This is a genomic window from Thermanaerothrix sp. (assembly GCA_026417795.1).
In the GTDB taxonomy this organism is placed as follows: domain Bacteria; phylum Synergistota; class Synergistia; order Synergistales; family Synergistaceae; genus Thermanaerovibrio.
The window spans coordinates 77,807-95,447 of the sequence record JAOACP010000002.1 but is presented as its reverse complement, the minus strand read 5'-3'; the positions used below and the strand labels follow the sequence as shown (position 1 = coordinate 95,447).

At 60.0% G+C, this 17,641-nt stretch carries 20 protein-coding genes and 1 pseudogene; 14 read left to right on the top strand and 7 right to left on the bottom strand.

Annotation, left to right across the window (positions count from 1 at the left end):
• From N2315_01000 to N2315_00975, 6 genes are all read left to right on the top strand, one after another.
• Positions 1-1,397 (top strand): PTS sugar transporter subunit IIA (locus N2315_01000; protein ID MCX7827774.1); only part of this gene is annotated, 1,397 nt, incomplete at its 5' end.
• Between the two features lie 114 nt (positions 1,398-1,511).
• Complete coding sequence (locus N2315_00995) at positions 1,512-1,838, top strand: PTS lactose/cellobiose transporter subunit IIA (protein MCX7827773.1); 327 nt, start codon at positions 1,512-1,514, stop codon at positions 1,836-1,838.
• A complete protein-coding gene (locus tag N2315_00990; GenBank protein ID MCX7827772.1) occupies positions 1,835-2,818 on the top strand; it encodes a N(4)-(beta-N-acetylglucosaminyl)-L-asparaginase in 984 nt (327 codons plus the stop codon). Before N2315_00995 ends, N2315_00990 begins: the two co-directional genes overlap by 4 nt.
• Before the next feature lie 57 nt (positions 2,819-2,875).
• Entirely contained in the window at positions 2,876-4,183 is a 1,308-nt protein-coding gene (gene celB / locus N2315_00985; protein ID MCX7827771.1) for a PTS cellobiose transporter subunit IIC, read from the top strand.
• Positions 4,184-4,861, top strand: coding sequence for a hypothetical protein (locus tag N2315_00980; GenBank protein ID MCX7827770.1), 678 nt, complete (start codon positions 4,184-4,186; stop codon positions 4,859-4,861).
• A gap of 5 nt (positions 4,862-4,866) precedes the next feature.
• The gene (locus tag N2315_00975) at positions 4,867-5,175 is read left to right on the top strand and encodes a PTS sugar transporter subunit IIB (protein ID MCX7827769.1); all 309 of its coding nucleotides are present in this window, start codon (positions 4,867-4,869) and stop codon (positions 5,173-5,175) included.
• Between the two features lie 98 nt (positions 5,176-5,273).
• Here the strand turns inward: N2315_00975 and pap are convergent, their stop codons facing one another.
• Positions 5,274-6,734, bottom strand: coding sequence for a polyphosphate:AMP phosphotransferase (pap, locus tag N2315_00970; protein MCX7827768.1), 1,461 nt, complete (start codon positions 6,732-6,734; stop codon positions 5,274-5,276).
• A 62-nt stretch (positions 6,735-6,796) separates the two neighbouring features.
• On the opposite strand from pap, the gene N2315_00965 reads away from it, so the two are divergent.
• The 8 genes from N2315_00965 (at position 6,797) to citF (ending at position 14,273) form a co-directional block, all read left to right on the top strand.
• Positions 6,797-7,468 (top strand): hypothetical protein, encoded by a 672-nt coding sequence (locus N2315_00965; GenBank protein MCX7827767.1) that lies wholly within the window; start codon positions 6,797-6,799, stop codon positions 7,466-7,468.
• Between the two features lie 104 nt (positions 7,469-7,572).
• On the top strand, positions 7,573-8,265 hold the full coding sequence (locus tag N2315_00960) for a GntR family transcriptional regulator (protein ID MCX7827766.1): 693 nt from the start codon (positions 7,573-7,575) through the stop codon (positions 8,263-8,265).
• Positions 8,266-8,392: 127 nt separating this feature from the next.
• Positions 8,393-9,385 carry a tripartite tricarboxylate transporter substrate binding protein gene (locus N2315_00955; GenBank protein MCX7827765.1) on the top strand — a complete coding sequence of 331 codons (993 nt, stop codon included), beginning with the start codon at positions 8,393-8,395 and terminating at the stop codon, positions 9,383-9,385.
• A gap of 4 nt (positions 9,386-9,389) precedes the next feature.
• Positions 9,390-9,926, top strand: coding sequence for a tripartite tricarboxylate transporter TctB family protein (locus N2315_00950; GenBank protein ID MCX7827764.1), 537 nt, complete (start codon positions 9,390-9,392; stop codon positions 9,924-9,926).
• 8 nt (positions 9,927-9,934) lie between these two features.
• Positions 9,935-11,461 (top strand): tripartite tricarboxylate transporter permease, encoded by a 1,527-nt coding sequence (locus N2315_00945; GenBank protein ID MCX7827763.1) that lies wholly within the window; start codon positions 9,935-9,937, stop codon positions 11,459-11,461.
• A gap of 121 nt (positions 11,462-11,582) precedes the next feature.
• Positions 11,583-11,858, top strand: a complete 276-nt coding sequence (locus tag N2315_00940) for a citrate lyase acyl carrier protein (protein MCX7827762.1) — start codon at positions 11,583-11,585, stop codon at positions 11,856-11,858.
• Entirely contained in the window at positions 11,845-12,720 is an 876-nt protein-coding gene (locus N2315_00935) for a CoA ester lyase (GenBank protein ID MCX7827761.1), read from the top strand. The genes N2315_00940 and N2315_00935 overlap by 14 nt, the downstream gene beginning before the upstream one ends.
• Positions 12,717-14,273: a citrate lyase subunit alpha gene (gene citF / locus N2315_00930; GenBank protein ID MCX7827760.1), complete on the top strand. Its 1,557-nt coding sequence runs from the start codon at positions 12,717-12,719 to the stop codon at positions 14,271-14,273. Before N2315_00935 ends, citF begins: the two co-directional genes overlap by 4 nt.
• Positions 14,274-14,413: 140 nt before the next feature.
• Here the strand turns inward: citF and N2315_00925 are convergent, their stop codons facing one another.
• The 6 genes and pseudogenes from N2315_00925 to N2315_00900 form a co-directional block, all read right to left on the bottom strand.
• Positions 14,414-14,998: a hypothetical protein gene (locus N2315_00925; protein ID MCX7827759.1), complete on the bottom strand. Its 585-nt coding sequence runs from the start codon at positions 14,996-14,998 to the stop codon at positions 14,414-14,416.
• Between the two features lie 11 nt (positions 14,999-15,009).
• Positions 15,010-15,288, bottom strand: a complete 279-nt coding sequence (locus N2315_00920) for a P-loop NTPase (GenBank protein ID MCX7827758.1) — start codon at positions 15,286-15,288, stop codon at positions 15,010-15,012.
• Positions 15,285-16,145 (bottom strand): 4Fe-4S binding protein, encoded by an 861-nt coding sequence (locus tag N2315_00915; protein ID MCX7827757.1) that lies wholly within the window; start codon positions 16,143-16,145, stop codon positions 15,285-15,287. Before N2315_00915 ends, N2315_00920 begins: the two co-directional genes overlap by 4 nt.
• Positions 16,146-16,162: 17 nt before the next feature.
• Positions 16,163-16,543 (bottom strand): NifB/NifX family molybdenum-iron cluster-binding protein, encoded by a 381-nt coding sequence (locus tag N2315_00910; protein MCX7827756.1) that lies wholly within the window; start codon positions 16,541-16,543, stop codon positions 16,163-16,165.
• A 98-nt stretch (positions 16,544-16,641) separates the two neighbouring features.
• Positions 16,642-16,773 carry a hypothetical protein gene (locus N2315_00905; protein ID MCX7827755.1) on the bottom strand — a complete coding sequence of 44 codons (132 nt, stop codon included), beginning with the start codon at positions 16,771-16,773 and terminating at the stop codon, positions 16,642-16,644.
• Positions 16,774-17,003: 230 nt separating this feature from the next.
• Positions 17,004-17,641: pseudogene (locus tag N2315_00900) on the bottom strand (Mrp/NBP35 family ATP-binding protein).

Here is a 17,641-nt window from a genome sequence, read left to right as displayed (position 1 = left end):
CCCTTGGGATGGAGGCCCCTGAGGCGGTCTTTGCCCAGGCGTCGGAGGTGCTTTCGGAGCGGCGGGGTTTCTCGGACCTGGACAGGGTGAACCTTTTCATATGCGCGGTCTTCTCGGTCTTGAGGTCCTCGGAGGGCATGTTCCCGGAGGATTCGCAGGATGGCTTCTGGCTTCTTGCCCCCCACGACCTGGAGATGGCCAGGGAGGTCCTTGCCCTGGTGGCAGACGGCTTGGGCCTTGGGGTTCATGAGTCGGACGTTAGGTACCTTGGGTGTTTGATTTCCCTGTTCCGCCGCAGGTCCCCTGGGGAGCTGAACAGGGACAGGCTGAGGACCTTTCAGGACTCCTATTATCTTACGTTGACCGAATGGGCCCTTGCGAGGCTTCAGGATGAGTGTGGGTTTGACTTCACCGGGGACGACCGGCTGGTTACCGGCCTTGCGCTGCACGTGAAGATGCTACGCCGCCGGGCCATGGCGGGCCATAGGGTGAGGAACCCTATGCTGGAGGACCTTCGCCGCCGATACCCCCTCACCTTTGAGGTGGCGGTGCTGTTCCTAAAGCACCTGTCGGGGCTTTCGGGCCTTGAGTTTCAGGAGGACGAGGCGGGATTTGTGGCCATGCACTTTGGAGGGGCCTTTGAGAGGATGGCCCGGGAGGAGGAGCGTCGCATGGGGCTGGCGGTGGTGTGCCCCTCCGGGGAGGCCTCCGCGGGGCTTCTCATGGATAAGCTCAAGGCCCTTTACGGCGGCAGGGTGAGGCTGTTGGGTCCTTTTTCGTTTGCCCAACGGTCCCTTCTTAAGGTGATGGACCTTAAGTGCGTGGTCTCCACGGTTCCCATGGAGGTGGAGGGGGTGCCGGTGGTGCACGTGTCCCCCTTCTTCGACCGTCGGGACCAGGAGGCCTTGGAGAACCTTTTGTTCGTAAGGCCCAGGCTTAAAGGATTGTCCGACGTGCTTAAGGGCCTCTTCCGGGAGGATCTTTTTGTGCCCTCCATGGATGCTGGCTCCCCGGAGGAGAGCATAGAGATCCTCTCCAAGCTCCTGTGGGAAGCGGGGCTTGTGCCAAAGGGCTACATGGAAGGGGTTCTGGAGAGGGAGAGGCTGCTTCCCACCTCCCTTGGCAACCTGGTGGCGGTGCCCCATTCGGTGCGGATGGAGGCCTTCGAGTCCGCCGTGGCGGTGGGCATTTTAAGGCGCCCCGTCCAGTGGGGCGACCACCGGGTTAGGCTGGTGATGCTCTTCGCCCCCCGAAGGGGGGCCAGGGAAGAGGCCAGGGCCCTTTACGAGGCGGTGGGGCGTCTTATTGAGGATCCCGGGCTTGTGGGGCGTCTTTTGAAAAGCAGGTCCCATGGGGAGTTTATGGAGCGGCTGTTCGGATGTTTTATCTCCCGTTGAGGTCCATGTGGGGTCCACGCCTGGGCTTCCTAAGGGTTAGGAAAAAGAGAGTTTGAGGCCTCCTGTGGGGGGCCTTTATATTTTTTTAAAGTTCTTTCCCGTGGGGGGATATGGTTGGGAGGAGAGGAGAAGGCGGTTTTTCAGATCATTTCCATGGCGGGGGATGCGTTCTCCAGGATGATGGAGGCCGCCGCCTGCGCCAGGGGAGGGGACTTCAACGGCGCCCTTGAGAGGATGGAGCAGGCGGAGGCGTTGATAGTGGAGGCCCACAAGGTCCAGACGTCCCTCATCGTTGGGGAGGCTAGGGGTGATCAGGTGAACGTGACCATGCTCATGGTGCACGCCCAGGACCACCTTATGAACGCCATGCTGGCCAAGCCCCTGGTGGGGGAGATCATAAACCTGTACCGGGTCATCCATGAGGGGAGGGGTTTGGGTTGAGCCTGGCTGGTCCTGTAGGTTGGCTGATAGGCGGCACCTGGAGGATGTGCTTGGAGGGGATTTCCGTGGGGGGCCGCATACTCGCAGAGGGTGGAAGCGCTTGCGACGCGGTCTTAGAGGCGGTGAAGGCGGTGGAAGACGAGCCCCTTTACAAGTCCGTGGGGCTTGGGGGGCTTCCTAACGGGGAGTGCCAGGTGGAGCTGGACGCGGCTTTCATGGACGGGGACACCTTGGACTTCGGCGCCGTGGGGGCTGTACGGGACGTTAAGAACCCGGTGCTGCTTGCAAGGCGGCTGAGCTCAGAGCGCTTCAACACCTTCCTGGTGGGCCAGGGGGCCCAGGACTTCGCCAGGGTCGAGCTCTTCGAGATGCGGAACATGCTTACCCCAAGGGCTAAGAGGGCCTTCGAGATAAGGCGGCGCAAGGTGATGGAGGAGAACCTTTCCCCCTATGACGGGCACGACACCGTGGGGGTGGTGGCGCTGGACCTCAAGGGGTCCATGGCCTGCGCCACCTCCACCAGCGGCCTTTTCATGAAGCGCCCCGGAAGGGTGGGGGACTCTCCCCTTTGCGGTTCCGGGCTTTATTGCGACAGCCGCATGGGAGCTGCGGTGGCCACGGGCCTTGGGGAGGACATCATGAAGGGGGTCCTGTCCTACGAGACGGTTCGCCTCATGGGAGAGGGGCTTTCGGCGGATGACGCCGCAAGGCGGGCGCTAAGGGAGTTTGAGGCCCGTCTTAGGGACAAGGGCCGCAAGGTGGGGGCGGTGTCCATAATATGCTGCTCCCCTAAGGGGGACATAGGGGTCGCCACCAACGTGGAGTTCTCCTTCGCGTGGGCTTCTAACTCCAGGGACCCTAAGGTTTACATAGCCCGTCCATCGGAGGGGAACGGAGGGGTTTCGGTGGAGGAGGCGTCGCCCAAGTGGATGGAAGCCTACCAAAGGCGGCTCACCCTTCCGCCGGAGGAGGTCTTTTGAGTGAGCTGGGCTTCCAGGCCGGAAAGGGCTATAACCTGAGAGGGAGGGAGATTTGGGATGAACAGGGTACAGGAGTTCTTGGAGAACCGTTTTGCCCCTTGGGCGGTGAGGGTGGCGGGCCAGCGGCACCTGGCGGCCATCAGGGACGGTTTCATAGCCTTCATGCCGTTCCTGATAATAGGGTCCCTTTTCATAATAATACAGGACTTCCCCGCCCCGGGCTGGCAGGAGCTTCAGGCCAAGCTCTTCGGCGAAGGGTTTAACCAGTTTATAATATTACCTAAGCGGGCCACCTACGATCTGATGTCCCTGTACGTGGTGTCCTTCGTGGCCTATAAGCTGGCCCAGTCTTACAAGCTGGACGCCCTGTCCGTGGGGGCGTTGTCGTTGGCGTCCTTCGTGTTGATATCCCCCATATCCACCACCGTGGACGTGAACGGGTCCGCCGTGACGGTGAACCGGGTGATAACCGTGGGGGGCTGGTACGGCACCAACGGCGTTTTGGTGGCCATACTCCTGGCCATCCTGGTGACGGAGCTGTTCAGGTTCTTCATCCAGAGGAACATAGTGATCCGCATGCCCGAAGGGGTGCCTCCGGCGGTGTCCAGGGCGTTTTCCGCCCTCCTGCCCGGTTTTTGCATAGTGTCGGCGATGCTTTTCATAAGGCTGGTCTTCTTAGGGACCCCCTACGGGAACGTGCACCAGTTCGTCTACGATTTGGTGTCGATTCCCATGCAGAAGATGGTGGCCAACAACGTCTTGGGGGCCATAGGCACCGTGTTCTCCATAAGCCTTCTTTGGAGCGTGGGTTTGAACGGCGGCACCATAGTGAACGGCATCATGAGGCCCTTCTGGGTTCCCCTGCAGGAGGCGAACCTGGCGGCCATAGAGGCGGGACGGGTGTCTCCCAACATAATAACCGAGCAGTTCTTCGACCTGGTGTGGATAGGGGGAGCCGGCGCCACCCTGGCGGTGGTGGTGCTGCTGCTGATAAGGTCCCGGTCAAGGCAGTACAAGGAGCTTGCCAAGGTGTCGCTGCTGCCTGGGCTTTTCAACATAAACGAGCCCATAATGTTCGGCCTTCCGGTGGTGCTTAATCCCCTTAACATGATACCCTTGGTGTTGGGGCCCGTGGCCATAACGGTGATCAACTACTACGCCATGGCCCTGGGGCTGGTGGCAAAGCCCACCGGCGTGGTGCTTCCCTGGACCACGCCGCCCATAATACAGGGGTTCCTCATAACCGGCAGCGTGTCCGGGGCGGTTCTGCAGCTCGTGGACATCCTGGTGGTGATGCTCATCTGGTATCCCTTCATAAAGATATCGGATCGTAAGAGGGCCCAGGAAGAGGAGGCTGGATCTTAGTTGTTCGTTGAGGTTATAGTAACGTCCCCGGAGGAGGCGGAGTTGGCGGAGCGGTGCGGCGCTCACAGGGTTGAGTTCGTTAGGGACCTGGCGGCGGGGGGCTTGAGCCCTGACATGGAGCAGGTGGCCCTTGCGGCGCGGAGGGTTGGCATACCGGTGAACGTCATGATCCGTCCTAGGGCCGGTGTTTTTGAGTACTCCCCCGGCGAGATGGACGAGATGAAGCGTCTTTCCCTGTCCGCCCTGGAGGCGGGGGCCAGGGGGCTGGTGATGGGGTTTACCCGAGACGGCGGGGTGGACCTCAAGGCCCTGGAGCAGGCCCTGTCCTGGTGTCCCTCCTTGGACTTCACGTTCCACCGGGCCATAGACCAGCTTCCGGACCCGGTGTCGGCGGCGGAGGCCCTCAGGGATTTCCCCGGGGTGACGGATCTGTTGACCTCCGGCGGGGCGGGACCCATAGAGGGCAACCTGGACAGGATAAGGCGCATGGCGGAGGTCCTTGAGGGGGTTAGGGTGATGGCCGGGGGAGGCATAACCCAGGGCAACGTCCGGAAGGTTATAGATAGGACCGGTGTCCGGTGGGTGCACCTTGGACGTTCCGTGAGGGCCGGCGGCAGCCCCGATGGCCCGCTGGACGAGGGGCTCCTAAAGCGGATGATAGGCCTTGTTAGGGGGTGAGCGGCTTGAAGATAGTGCTGGTGTGTTTTGCCGGCATGTCCACCAGCCTTTTGGTCAGCAAGATGAGGAAGGCGGCGGATGAGCGGGGGATAAGGGCGGACATAGAGGCGGTCTCCACGTCGGACATGAGGGATCTCACGGAGGATGCCAATGTGGTCCTGTTGGGGCCCCAGGCTAGGTACATGCTGGAGGAGGTACGCCGGTCGGTGAGGGATGGCGTGCCGGTGGAGGTAATAGACACGAGGCTTTACGGCGCCATGGACGGGAACGGGGTTTTGGACCTCGCCCTTTCCCTGGCGGGATCTGGGGTGTAGGACGGAAGTTTGGCTGGAGCTTAAGGCCCATGCCCTGGGCGGAGGGTTTTGCCCATCCGCCCAGGGCGGTTTTTTAAGTTTAAAGTAGCAGATGCCCCCTAGAGCTTGAGCTTTGACTCCGCCGCTTTTATCACCTCTTTGAGGACCTTTATCCTGGTGAAGCGCTTGCAGTTTCCCTCCACCAGGACCCATGGGGCGTCGGGGGTGCTGGTCCTCATGAACATCTCCTCCGCCGCTTCCTCGTAGAGGTCCCACTTCTCCCGGTTCCGCCAGTCCTCCTCGGTGATCTTCCACTGTTTGAGGGGGTTTTCCTGCCGCTCCTTGAACCTTCGGAGCTGTTCCTCCTGGGTGATGTGGAGCCAGAACTTTATGATCACTGCCCCGAAGTCCGCCCACTGGCCCTCCATCTCGTTTATCTCCCCGAAAGCCCTGCGCCACTCGGGCTCCGAGCAGAAGCCCTCTATGCGCTCCACCAGCACCCGTCCGTACCAGCTTCGGTCGTAGACCCCTATGTGTCCTCCCTTGGGGAAGGAGTTCCAGAAGCGCCAGAGGTAGTGGTGGGCCCTTTCCCAGTCGTTTGGAGCCGCCGTTGGCACCACCTGGTATCCCCTGGGGTCCAGGTTCTGGGTGAGCCTCTTTATGCAGCCCCCCTTGCCCGCCGCGTCCATCCCCTCGAAGACTATCACCAGGGGCTTGCGCAGCTTGTAGAGGGAGTACTGAATCTCCCTGAGGCGGGTTTGGCAGGACTTGAGTTCCTTCCGGTAGGACTCCTCCGAGAGGGTGAGATCCATGTTCAACGTCCTGAAGATGGAGGTCCTGGTGTCCTTGTGCAGGCCAAGGCCCGAGAACCTGGCGGGGGTGATCTCCTTCTCCGCCTCGGCCCTCTTTATGGCGGATGAGATGTGCTCCAGCACGCTCTGACCTATCTTGACGGCGGCGTACTCCTTCTGGTGGGACTCCACCAGGATCCAGGGGGCATGTCCCTTGTCGGTTTGGCGTATCATTCGTTCCACCGTCTGGGCGGTCTTTTCGTATCGCTTGTGGTTTTCCCAGTCCTGTGGGGTGACCCTCCAAGCGGTGGCGGGGTTTTCCTCCAGGGCCTTGAGCCGTTTTTTCTGCTCCTTCTTGGATATGTGGAGGAAGAGCTTTATTATGCAGTATCCGTCCTGGGCCAGCTGTCTCTCGAAGGAGGTTATCTCCGCCAAGGTCTTGTCCGACTCGTCCCCGCCCAGTATCCGGCTGTACCAGCTTCGGTTGTATATCCCTATCTTGCCCCTGGGGGGCGTGATTTGAAAGAAGTATCTCATCGGAGGCCACAGGGGCTCCTGGTCGCCTTTCACGTTATGGACCTCAAAGCCCCGGGGGTCAAGGGCTTGGATCAGCTCGTTCATGAGGGTTCCCTTTCCCGCCCCGTCCCAGCCTTCGAAGACGATCATCACCGGTATACCGAGCTCCTTGGCCCTCCGCTGGGCCATGCCGAGCTCATCCCTCACCTTGGGCCATATGGACTTGAACTCCTCTTTGGACAGCTTTCTGTTCAGGTCTACCTTCTCGAGCAACCGCCACACCCCCTCCGTTGCTTTTGAAGGATAATATATCAAAAAACAAGGGGGTGGGTTAAATGTGGAAGACCTGGGCCGCCCGCCTGGCGGAGGAGGTCCGCCGGGGGGGATGTGGGGATCCGTTGATACTTTCGGCCATAGGGAGTTTGCCCAGGCACCGTTTCATAGGCGTTCTTAGGGAGGAGGCGGAGGAGGGGGATCCAGGGGCCCTTGAGCAGGCCTACGGGGACTTTCCGTTTCCCATAGGTTTTGGGCAGACGATTTCGCAGCCCTCCATGGTGGCCCGCATGACTTGCCTTTTATCGGTTGCTCCGGGGATGAGGGTTTTGGAGGTGGGCAGCGGCTGCGGGTATCAGTGCGCGGTTTTGGCCCTTTTGGGCTGTCAGGTGACCGGTGTTGAGAGGATAGGGGAGCTGGCTCAGTTGTCTCGGCGGGTTCTTGGGGAGATGGGGTTGTCGGTGGAGGTGGTGCATGGGGACGGGTTGGATCCTTCCCTGGGTCTTGGGAGGTTCCCCAGGGTTCTAATATCCGCCGCCTGTTCCAGGGAGGACGTGGATAGGCTTTTGGAGGGACTTCTTCTGGATCCTGGGATCCTGGTGGCTCCTGTGAACGTTGGGGGAGGGCTTCAGAGGGTGTTGGTGGTGAGGCTGGAGGGTGGGACGATGGAGGAGAGGTGGGAGGACCTGTGCAGGTTCGTGCCTTTGGTGGGGGGGGTGTTGGGATCCGATTGACCTGAAAGTTTAATCTTTTTCGTGTTGACATGTGATGTTTAAGGGTTTAGATTACGCCTTAGGATCTTGGATATTGGATCCCGGATACACATGGAGGTGTTCCAGTGGAAGCGGTTCTTCGATCGATCGATCCGAGCATGATGACCCCCATAAGGGATGTGGTCTATGAGACCCTGCGCCAGGCGATCCTGGATGGGGCAATGCGTCCTGGAGAGAGGCTCGTGGAGGGTGAACTCAGCGAAAGACTGAACGTAAGCCGGATGCCGGTCCGCGAGGCCATAAGAAAGCTGGAGGCGGAGGGGCTCGTGGAGTACCAGCCCCGTAAGGGCGCGGTGGTTAAGGGCTTTTCCGAGGCGGACATAGTGGAGATATACACCATAAGAGAGGCGCTGGAGGCCCTGGCGGCGGTTCAGGCGGTGAAGAACGCCAGCGACCAGGAGATTGCCATCATCGGCGAGGCCTTGGAAGAGGTAGAGCGCTTGGCTGCCCTGGGGGATGGCGCGGATCCGGCGGAGTTATTCGAGGCGAACCAGAGGTTTTCCCAGCTTCTGATAGAGGCCTCCCATATGCCAAGGCTGGTCCAGATCATCAACACCTACATGGCTTACCTGGAGCGTTTCAGGCGGGTTACCATGGGGAACCCTTCCAGGCGGGAGGAGGTTTACAGGGAGCACCGGATGATATTTGAGGCAATAAGAGACCGGGACGCCGAAAGGGCGGAGGCCCTGACGCGGAAGCATGTTCGAGGCGGCTTGGAGGCTTACCTTAGGAGCTTCAGGGTACCTAAGGCTGATTAAAAGCTTGAATCGTAGCCCAACTTTATGGGGGAGGTGGTGCATGATTCGGGTCTTTGCGTTTTTGCTACGCAGGATGTCTTTGGGGTTTATTAAGCAGTCATGGAAATAGCAGAAGGAGGGGTAGTTTATGAGTAAGGCGGTGCGCAGGTTTTTGCTTGTCTCGCTTTTTTCTCTGGTAGCCGTTTCCTTCCTCGTAGGATCCGCCTTTGCGGCGTATCCCACCAGGCCCTTTGAGTGTATAGCCCCCGCTGGCCCCGGTGGAGGATGGGACACCACCATGAGGATGGTCACCAAGGTGTTGGTGGAGAAGAAGATAGTCCCAGTGCCAATGCCGGTGGTAAACAAGCCCGGCGGTGGCGGCGGTGTGGCGTTGGCTTACCTTCAGAAGAAGGCCGGCAGGGATGATACGATAGCCGTGTATTCCCCTCCGTTGCTCCTCATACATCTTACCGGTGCTTCCCCCTTCGGTTACAAGGACGTGACTCCCATTGCGATGCTTATCAACGACTTCGGTGCCTTCGCGGTACCAAAGAACTCCAAATATCACAACATCAAGGAAGTAATGGAGGCCCTCAAGAAGGATCCCAAGAGTGTCAAGATAGGCGGTACTTCCGCCATGGGCAGCATGGATCACATACAGTTCCTTACCGCCGCTAAGGCCGCAGGGGTAAAGAACCTCAAAGCCATTCAGTACATTGCCTTCCAGGGAGGAGAGGGCATGGCCGCCCTCATGGGAGGACACATTGACCTGCTTTCCACCGGGATGGCAGAGACCGTAGGGCCCATGCAGTCAGGAGACATAAGGGTCTTGGCCATAACCGCCCCCAGCCGGGTTAAGAAGGGACCCCTCATGACGGTCCCGACATTGAAGGAGTCCGGGATAAACGCCGAGTTCATCAACTGGCGCGGCATATTTGGCCCTAAGAACATGCCGGACTACGCGGTTAAGTACCTTGATGATGCACTTTCCAAGATGGTCAAGACCCCGGAATGGAAGGAGATCGTGGTCCGCAACGGTTGGACTCCCGTCTACATGGGGCCCGAGAGCTTCGCTAAGTTCCTGGACAAGGCCAACGAGGAGTACAAGGTCCTCTTGGACGAGGTGGGTATCCTGAAGTAAGGCGGTGGATTCCCCCGTCTGCGATGAGAAGGGCGGCATGCAGGCTTTTGCCGCCCTTTCGGTTACCAGATCCTTCGGAGGAGTGGTATATATGCGGCCCAACCTTTGGGTAGGTTCTGCTGCGATCTTAATCGGTGTGGTCTACACGATCCAGGCCTTCATGCTCCCCAAGGCCATGGTGGGCAACCCATGGGCTCCACTCTATTTCCCCATAGGGTTGGGGTTGTTGATGGTTGCCCTGGGCGGGATCCTGGTGCTCTTGGAGGTGAGGAAGGGCCTTAAGCCCTCGGGGGGCACCTCGATGGTCCATTTCAATCCCTCCAGCCTCAGGCTGATAGCCGGCACTTCGGCGGCCTGTGTCGTCTATGCTGCGATGTTCGAGAGGATAGGTTTTGTCCCCTCCACCGCCCTGTTCCTTGGAGCCATGCTGTTCATGGTAAACGGCATTAAGAGCTGGAAGCTTAACTTGGTCATTTCCGCCGCCTTTACCGCCGGAGCATGGTACACCTTTGTGAAGCTGTTTCAGATTAACTTGCCTTAGAGGGGGAAGTGGATACGGATATACTGAACAATCTTATTCACGGCTTTTCCGTCGCCATGACCCCCTTGAATCTAGTGTGGCTGGTGATAGGGTCCGCATTAGGGACCGTGTTGGGAATGTTGCCCGGGCTGGGGCCGTCCACTGGGATAGCCCTGTTGCTGCCAATGACCTTTGGGATGCGTCCCGATACCGCCCTCATCGCCATGAGCGCCATATACTATGGGGCCATGTTCGGTGGCTCAAGGAGCGCCATACTGCTTAACGTGCCCGGTGATGGTGCGGCGGTGGCGTCCTGCTTTGACGGCTATCCAATGGCCCGCAATGGGCAGGCCGAAGCGGCCCTCGCCATCTCCGCCATTGCATCGTTCATAGGCGGGTTGCTTTCAACCATAGCCTTCGTGATGGTGGCGTTGCCGGTTGCCAGGTTTGCCCTGCGATTTGGCCCCCCAGAGTACTTCTGCCTCATGATTTTTGCCCTGGCCGCCACCGCTGCGATATCGAAGGGTACCATCCTTAAGGGGATAATATCCCTGGTCCTGGGGTTGATGATAACCACCGTTGGCTTGGATTTTCAATCCGGCGTTCCCCGCTTTACATTTGGTTCCCAAGAGCTTCAGATGGGTATAGATTTCGTGGTTGTGATCATAGGAATATACGGCATCAGCGAAGTCTTCGTGAACTTCGAACACATTGCGGACAAGACGTCAAAGCCGGTTCAAACAAAATTCGGCAGGATATGGATATCCATGGAACAATGGAAGCGAAGCATAGGCCCGATACTCCGCCAGACCCCGGTGGGCTTTTTGATAGGGGTCCTGCCTGGAGCAGGGGGAACCATCGCGGCCCTAATGGCTTATAACAACGAGAAGCAGATATCCAAGCACCCAGAGGAGTTCGGCAAGGGAGCCATTGAGGGGCTGGCGGCCCCCGAGGCGGCGAACAACGCTTGCTCTGTCGGCGCCCTCATCCCAATGATGACCCTTGGGGTCCCCGGTTCTGGAACCACCGCGGTAATGTTGGGAGCTTTGTTGATCTTAGGCCTTCAGCCCGGGCCTTTGCTCTTCGAACAGCATCCCGATGTGGCGTGGGGTATCATCGCCAGCATGTTCTTGGGGAACGTGGTATGTGCCCTCATTAACATCCCCCTTGCTGGGGCTTTGGTCAGGGTTCTGGCGGTGCCGCCCAGGATCCTCTATCCCTTGGTGGTTGTGTTGGCGTTCCTTGGGGTTTACACGATAAACTTCAGCCTCGTGGATTTCTACCTCTTGGTCATCCTCGGCATAACAGGCTACCTTATGAAAAAATTTAAGGTGCCCACCGCCCCGCTGATCCTGGCGTCTGTGGTGGGAGCCTCCATGGAGTCCTCATTCCGGCAGTCCCTAATGATATCCAACGGATCCATGGGGGTGTTCTTCCGGTCTTGGATATGTGTCGGACTCCTTTTGGCGGCGCTGCTCTCCTTGGCCTGGCCCTTCATATCCGACTGGCGTGCCGCTAGAAAGGGGCAGAAGCTGGCAGAGCCGGAGATCGATTGAAGTCATCCTTGATTGGATGTGGTGGAGCAATGCATCCATTTTTTACCAGCTGGTAACTTTTAAGTCACGGCGGCGGGTTTAGCCCCCGCCGCGCCTTTTATGGGGGTGTTGTGTTTTGGTTGTGGTATTTGAGTCCAGCGCCGGTACGTTGGAGTCGTCGGACTGCCTGGTGAGGGTGTATCCCTCCGAGGAGGTTCGGGTGGTTTTAAGGGGGGTGTGCGCCAGGCTTTATCCCGAGAGGACCCGCCGCATGGCGGAGGAGGCCCTAAGGGAGGCTGGGGTGTGCGCCGCGGTGGAGATACAGGACCAGGGGGCCCTCATGTGCACCCTTCGGGCCCGGCTTAGGACCGCCGTAAGGCGGGCGGTTTTGGGGGGAGCTTCCCATGAGGCCCGTTAGGTCCATGCTTTACGTGCCCGGCAACAGTCCTGGAATGCTGCAGCACTGCGCCCGGTTTGGGGCGGACAGCGTGCTGCTGGACCTGGAGGACGCGGTGGCCCTTTCGGAGAAGGACGCCGCCAGGGATCTGGTGGTGGAGTTTTTAAGGGCCCTGGACTTCGGGGATCTGGTGGTGACTGTGAGGGTGAACGGAGCGGACACGGAGTTCTTCGAGGAGGACCTAAGGGCGGTGTTGCCCTTAAGTCCTCACGCGGTGAGGCTTCCCAAGTGTTCTGGCCCGGAGGACGTGCTTTTGGCGGACCGTCTGATGGGGGCCATAGAGGAGGAGCACGGTTTGGAGGTGGGGACCGTGAAGATCCACGCCATGCTGGAGACCGCGGAAGGTGTGTTGAGGGCCCGGGAGATAGGCATGAGCTGCCCCAGGGTGACGGCCTTGACGCTGGGCGGCCAGGACCTCACGGCGGACATGGGGGTGACCAAGAGCAAGGAGGGATGGGAGCTTTTCGTGGCCCGTTCCCATGTGGCCATGGCGGCTCGGAGTTTGGGGATAGAGGCGTTCGACACGGTGTACGCCGACGTGGAGGACCATGAGGGACTTTTAGAGGAGACCCGTAGGGTTGTGGGTCTTGGTTTCACTGGGAAGGCGGCGATCCACCCCAGCCAGATAGAGTGGATTCACCGGGCCTTCGTGCCGGAGGAGGAAGAGGTAAGGCGTGCTGAGAGGATAGTGGAGGCCGCCCGGGCGGCGGAGGCGGAGGGGAAGGGAGTGGTGTCTGTGGGCGGCCGGATGGTGGACGCTCCGGTGGTAAGGCGCGCCATGAACACCCTTAGGCTCTGGGAGATGCGGGAGGGTTCCATATGAAGCTTATGAGGAACTCCATAGGCCGGCTGGTGCCCGAGGAGGCGCAAGGGATAGGGAAGCTGAGGCCCTACGAGGGCCCCTGGGGCTGCGTTGGTGAGGAGAGGCAGAGGCGTTGTCCGCCTCTTAGGGGTTTTGGCAAGGTTCGGGAGAAGGTCACCTGGGATCTTAAGGAGGCCATAAGGAGGAGCGGCCTTGAGAGCGGCATGACGGTGTCGTTCCACCATCACTTGAGGAATGGCGACCGGATACTGTGCCCCGTTCTGGAGGCCTGCCGGGAGATGGGGATAAGGGATCTGGTGCTGGCGCCCAGTTCTCTCACCGATGCCCACGACGAAGTGGCGAGGTACGTGAGGGAAGGAGTGGTGAGGAAGATCCACACCTCCGGAGTGAGGGGTGAGGTTGGCAGGGCCATAAGCCGAGGCGAGGTGGAAGTTCCGGTGTTGATCCACAGCCACGGAGGCAGGGCTCGGGCGGTGGAGGAGGGCAGCATATCGATAGACGTGGCGTTTCTTGGGGCCCCCCTTTGCGACCGATCAGGGAACTTCACCGGCGTGATGGGGAAGTCTGCGTGCGGTTCGCTGGGATACGCCCAGCTGGACGCCCGTTACGCCGGGCACGTGGTGGCGGTGACGGACCAGCTTTCGGAGGAGCCGTTGGGGCATATATCGGTGCCCCAATATCTTGTGGACCAGGTGCTTGTGGTGGATAGCCTTGGAGATCCCAGGAAGATAGCCACGGGTGCGGCGAGGATAACCCGAAATCCGGTGGACTTGAAGATAGCCCGTGACGCCTTTCGTGTGATATTGGCGTCTGGGCTTTTGGAGGAGGGTTTTTCGTTTCAGGTTGGAGCTGGAGGGGCGAGCCTTGCGGTGGCCCGTTACGTGAGGGATTACATGAGGGAGAAGGGTATAGTAGGCAGCTTCGGTTGCGGAGGCGTGACGGGTTACATGGCGTCGATGCTGGAGGAGGGTTTGTTCAAGGTTTTGTACGACGTGCAGAGTTTTGACGCGTCGGTGACGGGTTCGCTGCTGAGGAACTCAAGCCACGTGGAGATAGACCAGTCGTGGTACGCGAACCCGCTGAACCGTGGGTGCGTGGTGCACGGTTTGGACGTGGTGGTGTTGGCGGCGCTGGAGGTGGACGTGGAGTTTAACGTGAACGTGCTTACGGGCCACGATGGAGTGTTGAGAGGAGCGTCTGGAGGGCACTGCGACACGGCGGCGGGATCGAAGCTGTCGGTGGTGGTGCTGCCGTCGTTTAGGGGAGGGGTGCCGTCGGTGAGGGATAGGGCTGGCAGCGTGGTGACCCCCGGGGAGACGGTGGACGTGGTGGTGACGGAGCGTGGGGTGTGCGTGAACCCGAGGAGGAAGGACCTGGAGGAGAGGTGCAGGAGAGCGGGTCTTGAGGTGAAGGACATAAGGGAGCTGAAGGAGGAGGTGGAGGCCCTGACCGGCGTGCCCGAGGAGGTTGAGGTTGACGGTTCCCGGGTGGTGGCCCTTGTGGAGTACCGGGACGGCACCATAATAGACAGCGTGTTCCGGGTGGAGTGCTAGTAAAAGCGTAGGCCCAGATGGTAGGAGGAAGCGGGGATTCAACAGAGGGCAGGATGAGTGGTTTCCTTAAAAACGCCCCGGCGGACATGGGTAAATCGCATCCGCCGGGGTATTTTGTCATGCTTATCGCCCTTTTTGAATCAAAGCCCGTTGGCCATGTGGTGAATCCCCAAGAGCATCCTTTCCATGACATCCTCTTGGATGGCGGGTATCCTGCCCATGGCCAGGTCTTTGACCACCTGGGGCATAAAGGGTATCTCCCCAAGGATAGGGCAGCCGGCCTCTTGGCATACCCGTCGTATGTCCATGGAACCTTCTTTTGAGAGGTCCCATCGATTTATGACCGCCGCGCAGGGGACCCTGAGCTGCCTTGCGGTCTCAAGGATGCGCCTTAGGTCGTGGACGCCGCTCATGGAGGGTTTCGCCACGATCAACCCCATGGAGGCTCCCGTAAGGGCGGATATGGCGGGGCAGGCTATGCCCGGTGGGCCGTCGATTAATATTAATATCCAATCCTTCCCCAGCTCCCTGCCAGAGATCCTGGCCCTGTCCCTTATGGCCTGCACAAGCCTTCCGGAGTTCTCCACCCCTGGCTTCAGCCTGGCGTGGAACATGGGGGCCAGGTCGGTTTCGCTCTCGAAGATCAGCCCCTGTTCGGATGGCAGTAGTTCCACCGCCCCCTTGGGGCACACTATGGAGCAGACCCCGCAGCCATTGCATCTCATGTGGTCGATCTTTACCCTGCCGTTATCGACGAGGATCCCATCAAAGCGGCAATGGGAAGCGCAAATCCCGCAGTCGTCGCAGGGGGGCTTTTGATGAAGGCCTTTTTGCCCCCCATGAAGGGCTCTTCGGCTTTTATGGCCGGTTTGAGCAGTATCCATAGGTCTGGCACGTCCACGTCGGCGTCGCATATGACGCACATTCCCCTTAGGGCCTTTGCCAGCGCCGCGGTGACGGTGATCTTGCCGGTTCCCCCCTTGCCGCTTAGAACCGCTACCTCCTTCGGCTTCACCTGAACACCCCCATAGCCCAATCCCAGGCGGACCTGGCCGCTTGGGCCCAGCGGCGGTCTAAGGCGGCCGGCGGGATGCCCCTGGCGGAACCCGCCGCCACATCCCGTGAGAACGGCAGCGTGGCTATGAGGGGAAGCTCTGCCAGGATGCCTTCCAGCGGTTCCTCGTCGATGATGCCCGAGCGGTTTATTACAAGGGCCCCCGGTTTCCCAAGGTCCCTGATGAGCTGGGCCGCCGCCTGGCCGTCCGCCCTGCCGAAGGGGGTGTTCTCCATTATCAGTATCACCGCGTTGGCATGTCTTAAAACCGCCACGGTGGGACAGGATACCCCGGGAGGAGCGTCTATCACCGAATCCAGGCCTTCGAAGAGCCCGACTTTCAACGTGAGGTCTATCACCGGGACTGGATTGGGCATCCCAACCGTGAGGCGCCCTTCGATGAGCGTACCCCTGCCTTTCGCGATCCTGCCCCGTCGTATGATTCCCAGCTGCCGTTCGGTCTCCCGCAGCGCCCCGTTGGGACAGGCGATGACGCAGGCGCCGCAGCCGTGGCATAGGTGGTTGAAGGTGGGAAGTGATCCTCCAAAGCAGAAGACCCCTCCGAAATTACAGGTTTTGGAGCAGACGCCGCATCGGGAGCATCTTTCCGGGTCCACCGTGGGAAAGGGGATGGTAGCCGCCATGGGCTCCTCGGGGGCGTCGTTGATTGTCTGGGGCTCCTGGAGCAACAGCGCCAGGTTGGGCTCCTCCACGTCGCAGTCTATGGTCGCCACGGGACGGCCCAGCGGGTGGGAGAGCGCCATGGCGGAGGAAAAACTGGTCTTGCCGGCGCCCCCCTTGCCGCTTAGAACCGCCACCCGCAAGGGCTCTCGTCCTAGTGGGAGCACCCTTCTCCCCCGTGTCCGCATTGCTCTTGATGTCCTAACTGGTGGGAGCAAAGGCTCTCCCCTCCCTTGAGCTTCCCGTTGAGGAACATCTCAAGGGCCAGTTCGGCGGGGCCCGTTACCCCAAGGTATACCTCTATCCCCTTGGACCTTAGGAGGTTAACCGCCCGTTCCCCCATGCCGCCGCTTATGACGGCCCTAACGCCGATCTCGGCGAGCCACGCCGGGATGCGACCCATCTCATGTCCTGGGTTGTCCAGCAGCTCCTTGGCTGTAACCTCGCTGCCCTCCGTTGTGGCCACCAGGAAGTGGGGGGCATGTCCGAAGTGGCGGCACAGGTTTTGTCCCTCTACCGGTATGGCTATCTTCATCTTCCAATGGCCCCTCCTTCAGCGATCGGCTTCGCCGCTTGTTCCCTGGCACATCCCCTTGAGCTCCATGACCTGTTCCTCCAGGGCTTTGAGCCTGCTTAGTATTCCAAGGCCCTTAGGTCCAGCCCCTTCCGCCAACCCCGCACCTCCAAGGCCCCTTCCGATGCGGCACAGGCCTGGTCCTTGCCGGCAAAACCACCGTCCCCTTGGTCCAATCGGTCCGGTCCCATCCATTCCAGGCATGGGCATCCCTCCCTGTTAGTGATATTGATTATCATTATATTGTTATCGGCCCCAAAATCAACCCCCAAGGCTGGACGTGGAGTAAAGAGGAGGAAGGCCGCGGGATCCTACTGGTGGCAGGTGATGCGGCTTAGGCCATTAGGAGTGTTTTAGGATTGAACATAAAGGATAAAGGGCCTCCCATAAGGGGGCCCTTGGATAGGCTATGGCATTGAGGTTACCCCTCCAGGCTCTTCAAGAATCCCTCCACCAGCGGCTCAAGCCCATCCTTGTCGTGGTAATCCTCAAGGCGCCCCGAATCCGCCAGGCGGGATATTTTAGGATCCATGGTGAGGCTTGCCAGCTTTGGGACATGCCACCTTTGGGATATCTCTTCCAGCCCTCCGTCGCCGAAGAGCTGGATCTTCTCGCCGCATCGGGGGCACAGGGCGTAGGCCATGTTCTCCACCAGCCCCAATATGGGCACGTTAAGCATCTTTGCCATGTGCATGGCCTTTTCCACCACCATGCCCACCAGGCACTGGGGGGATGTCACCACCACGAAGCCGTCCAATGGCAGGCTCTGCATCACCGTGAGGGGTGCGTCGGCGGTGCCCGGCGGCAGGTCCACTATGAGGGTGTCCAGCTTGCCCCAGAGGACTTGGCTGTAGCTGCTTGATGGTGTTGGCTATTATGGGCCCCCTCCAAACCACCGGTTGGGTGGGGTCATCCAGGAACAGGTTTATGGACATGACCGACACCTCCAAGCGGGACTTTGGGGGCACCAAGCCCTCCGGGGAAGCGGTGGGCCTTTGGGTCACCCCCAGCATGGCGGGTATGGAGGGGCCCGTTATGTCCGCGTCCAGTATGCCCACC

Coding starts and splice junctions, on each gene's coding strand:
- N2315_00955 (MCX7827765.1), top strand. CDS start 8,393: ATGAGTAAGGCGGTGCGCAGGTTTTTGCTTGTCTCGCTTTTTTCTCTG.
- citF (MCX7827760.1), top strand. CDS start 12,717: ATGAAGCTTATGAGGAACTCCATAGGCCGGCTGGTGCCCGAGGAGGCG.
- celB (MCX7827771.1), top strand. CDS start 2,876: ATGAACAGGGTACAGGAGTTCTTGGAGAACCGTTTTGCCCCTTGGGCG.
- N2315_00925 (MCX7827759.1), bottom strand. CDS start 14,998: ATGAGATGCAATGGCTGCGGGGTCTGCTCCATAGTGTGCCCCAAGGGG.
- N2315_00905 (MCX7827755.1), bottom strand. CDS start 16,773: ATGGGACCGGACCGATTGGACCAAGGGGACGGTGGTTTTGCCGGCAAG.
- N2315_00965 (MCX7827767.1), top strand. CDS start 6,797: ATGTGGAAGACCTGGGCCGCCCGCCTGGCGGAGGAGGTCCGCCGGGGG.
- N2315_00935 (MCX7827761.1), top strand. CDS start 11,845: ATGAGGCCCGTTAGGTCCATGCTTTACGTGCCCGGCAACAGTCCTGGA.
- N2315_00910 (MCX7827756.1), bottom strand. CDS start 16,543: ATGAAGATAGCCATACCGGTAGAGGGACAAAACCTGTGCCGCCACTTC.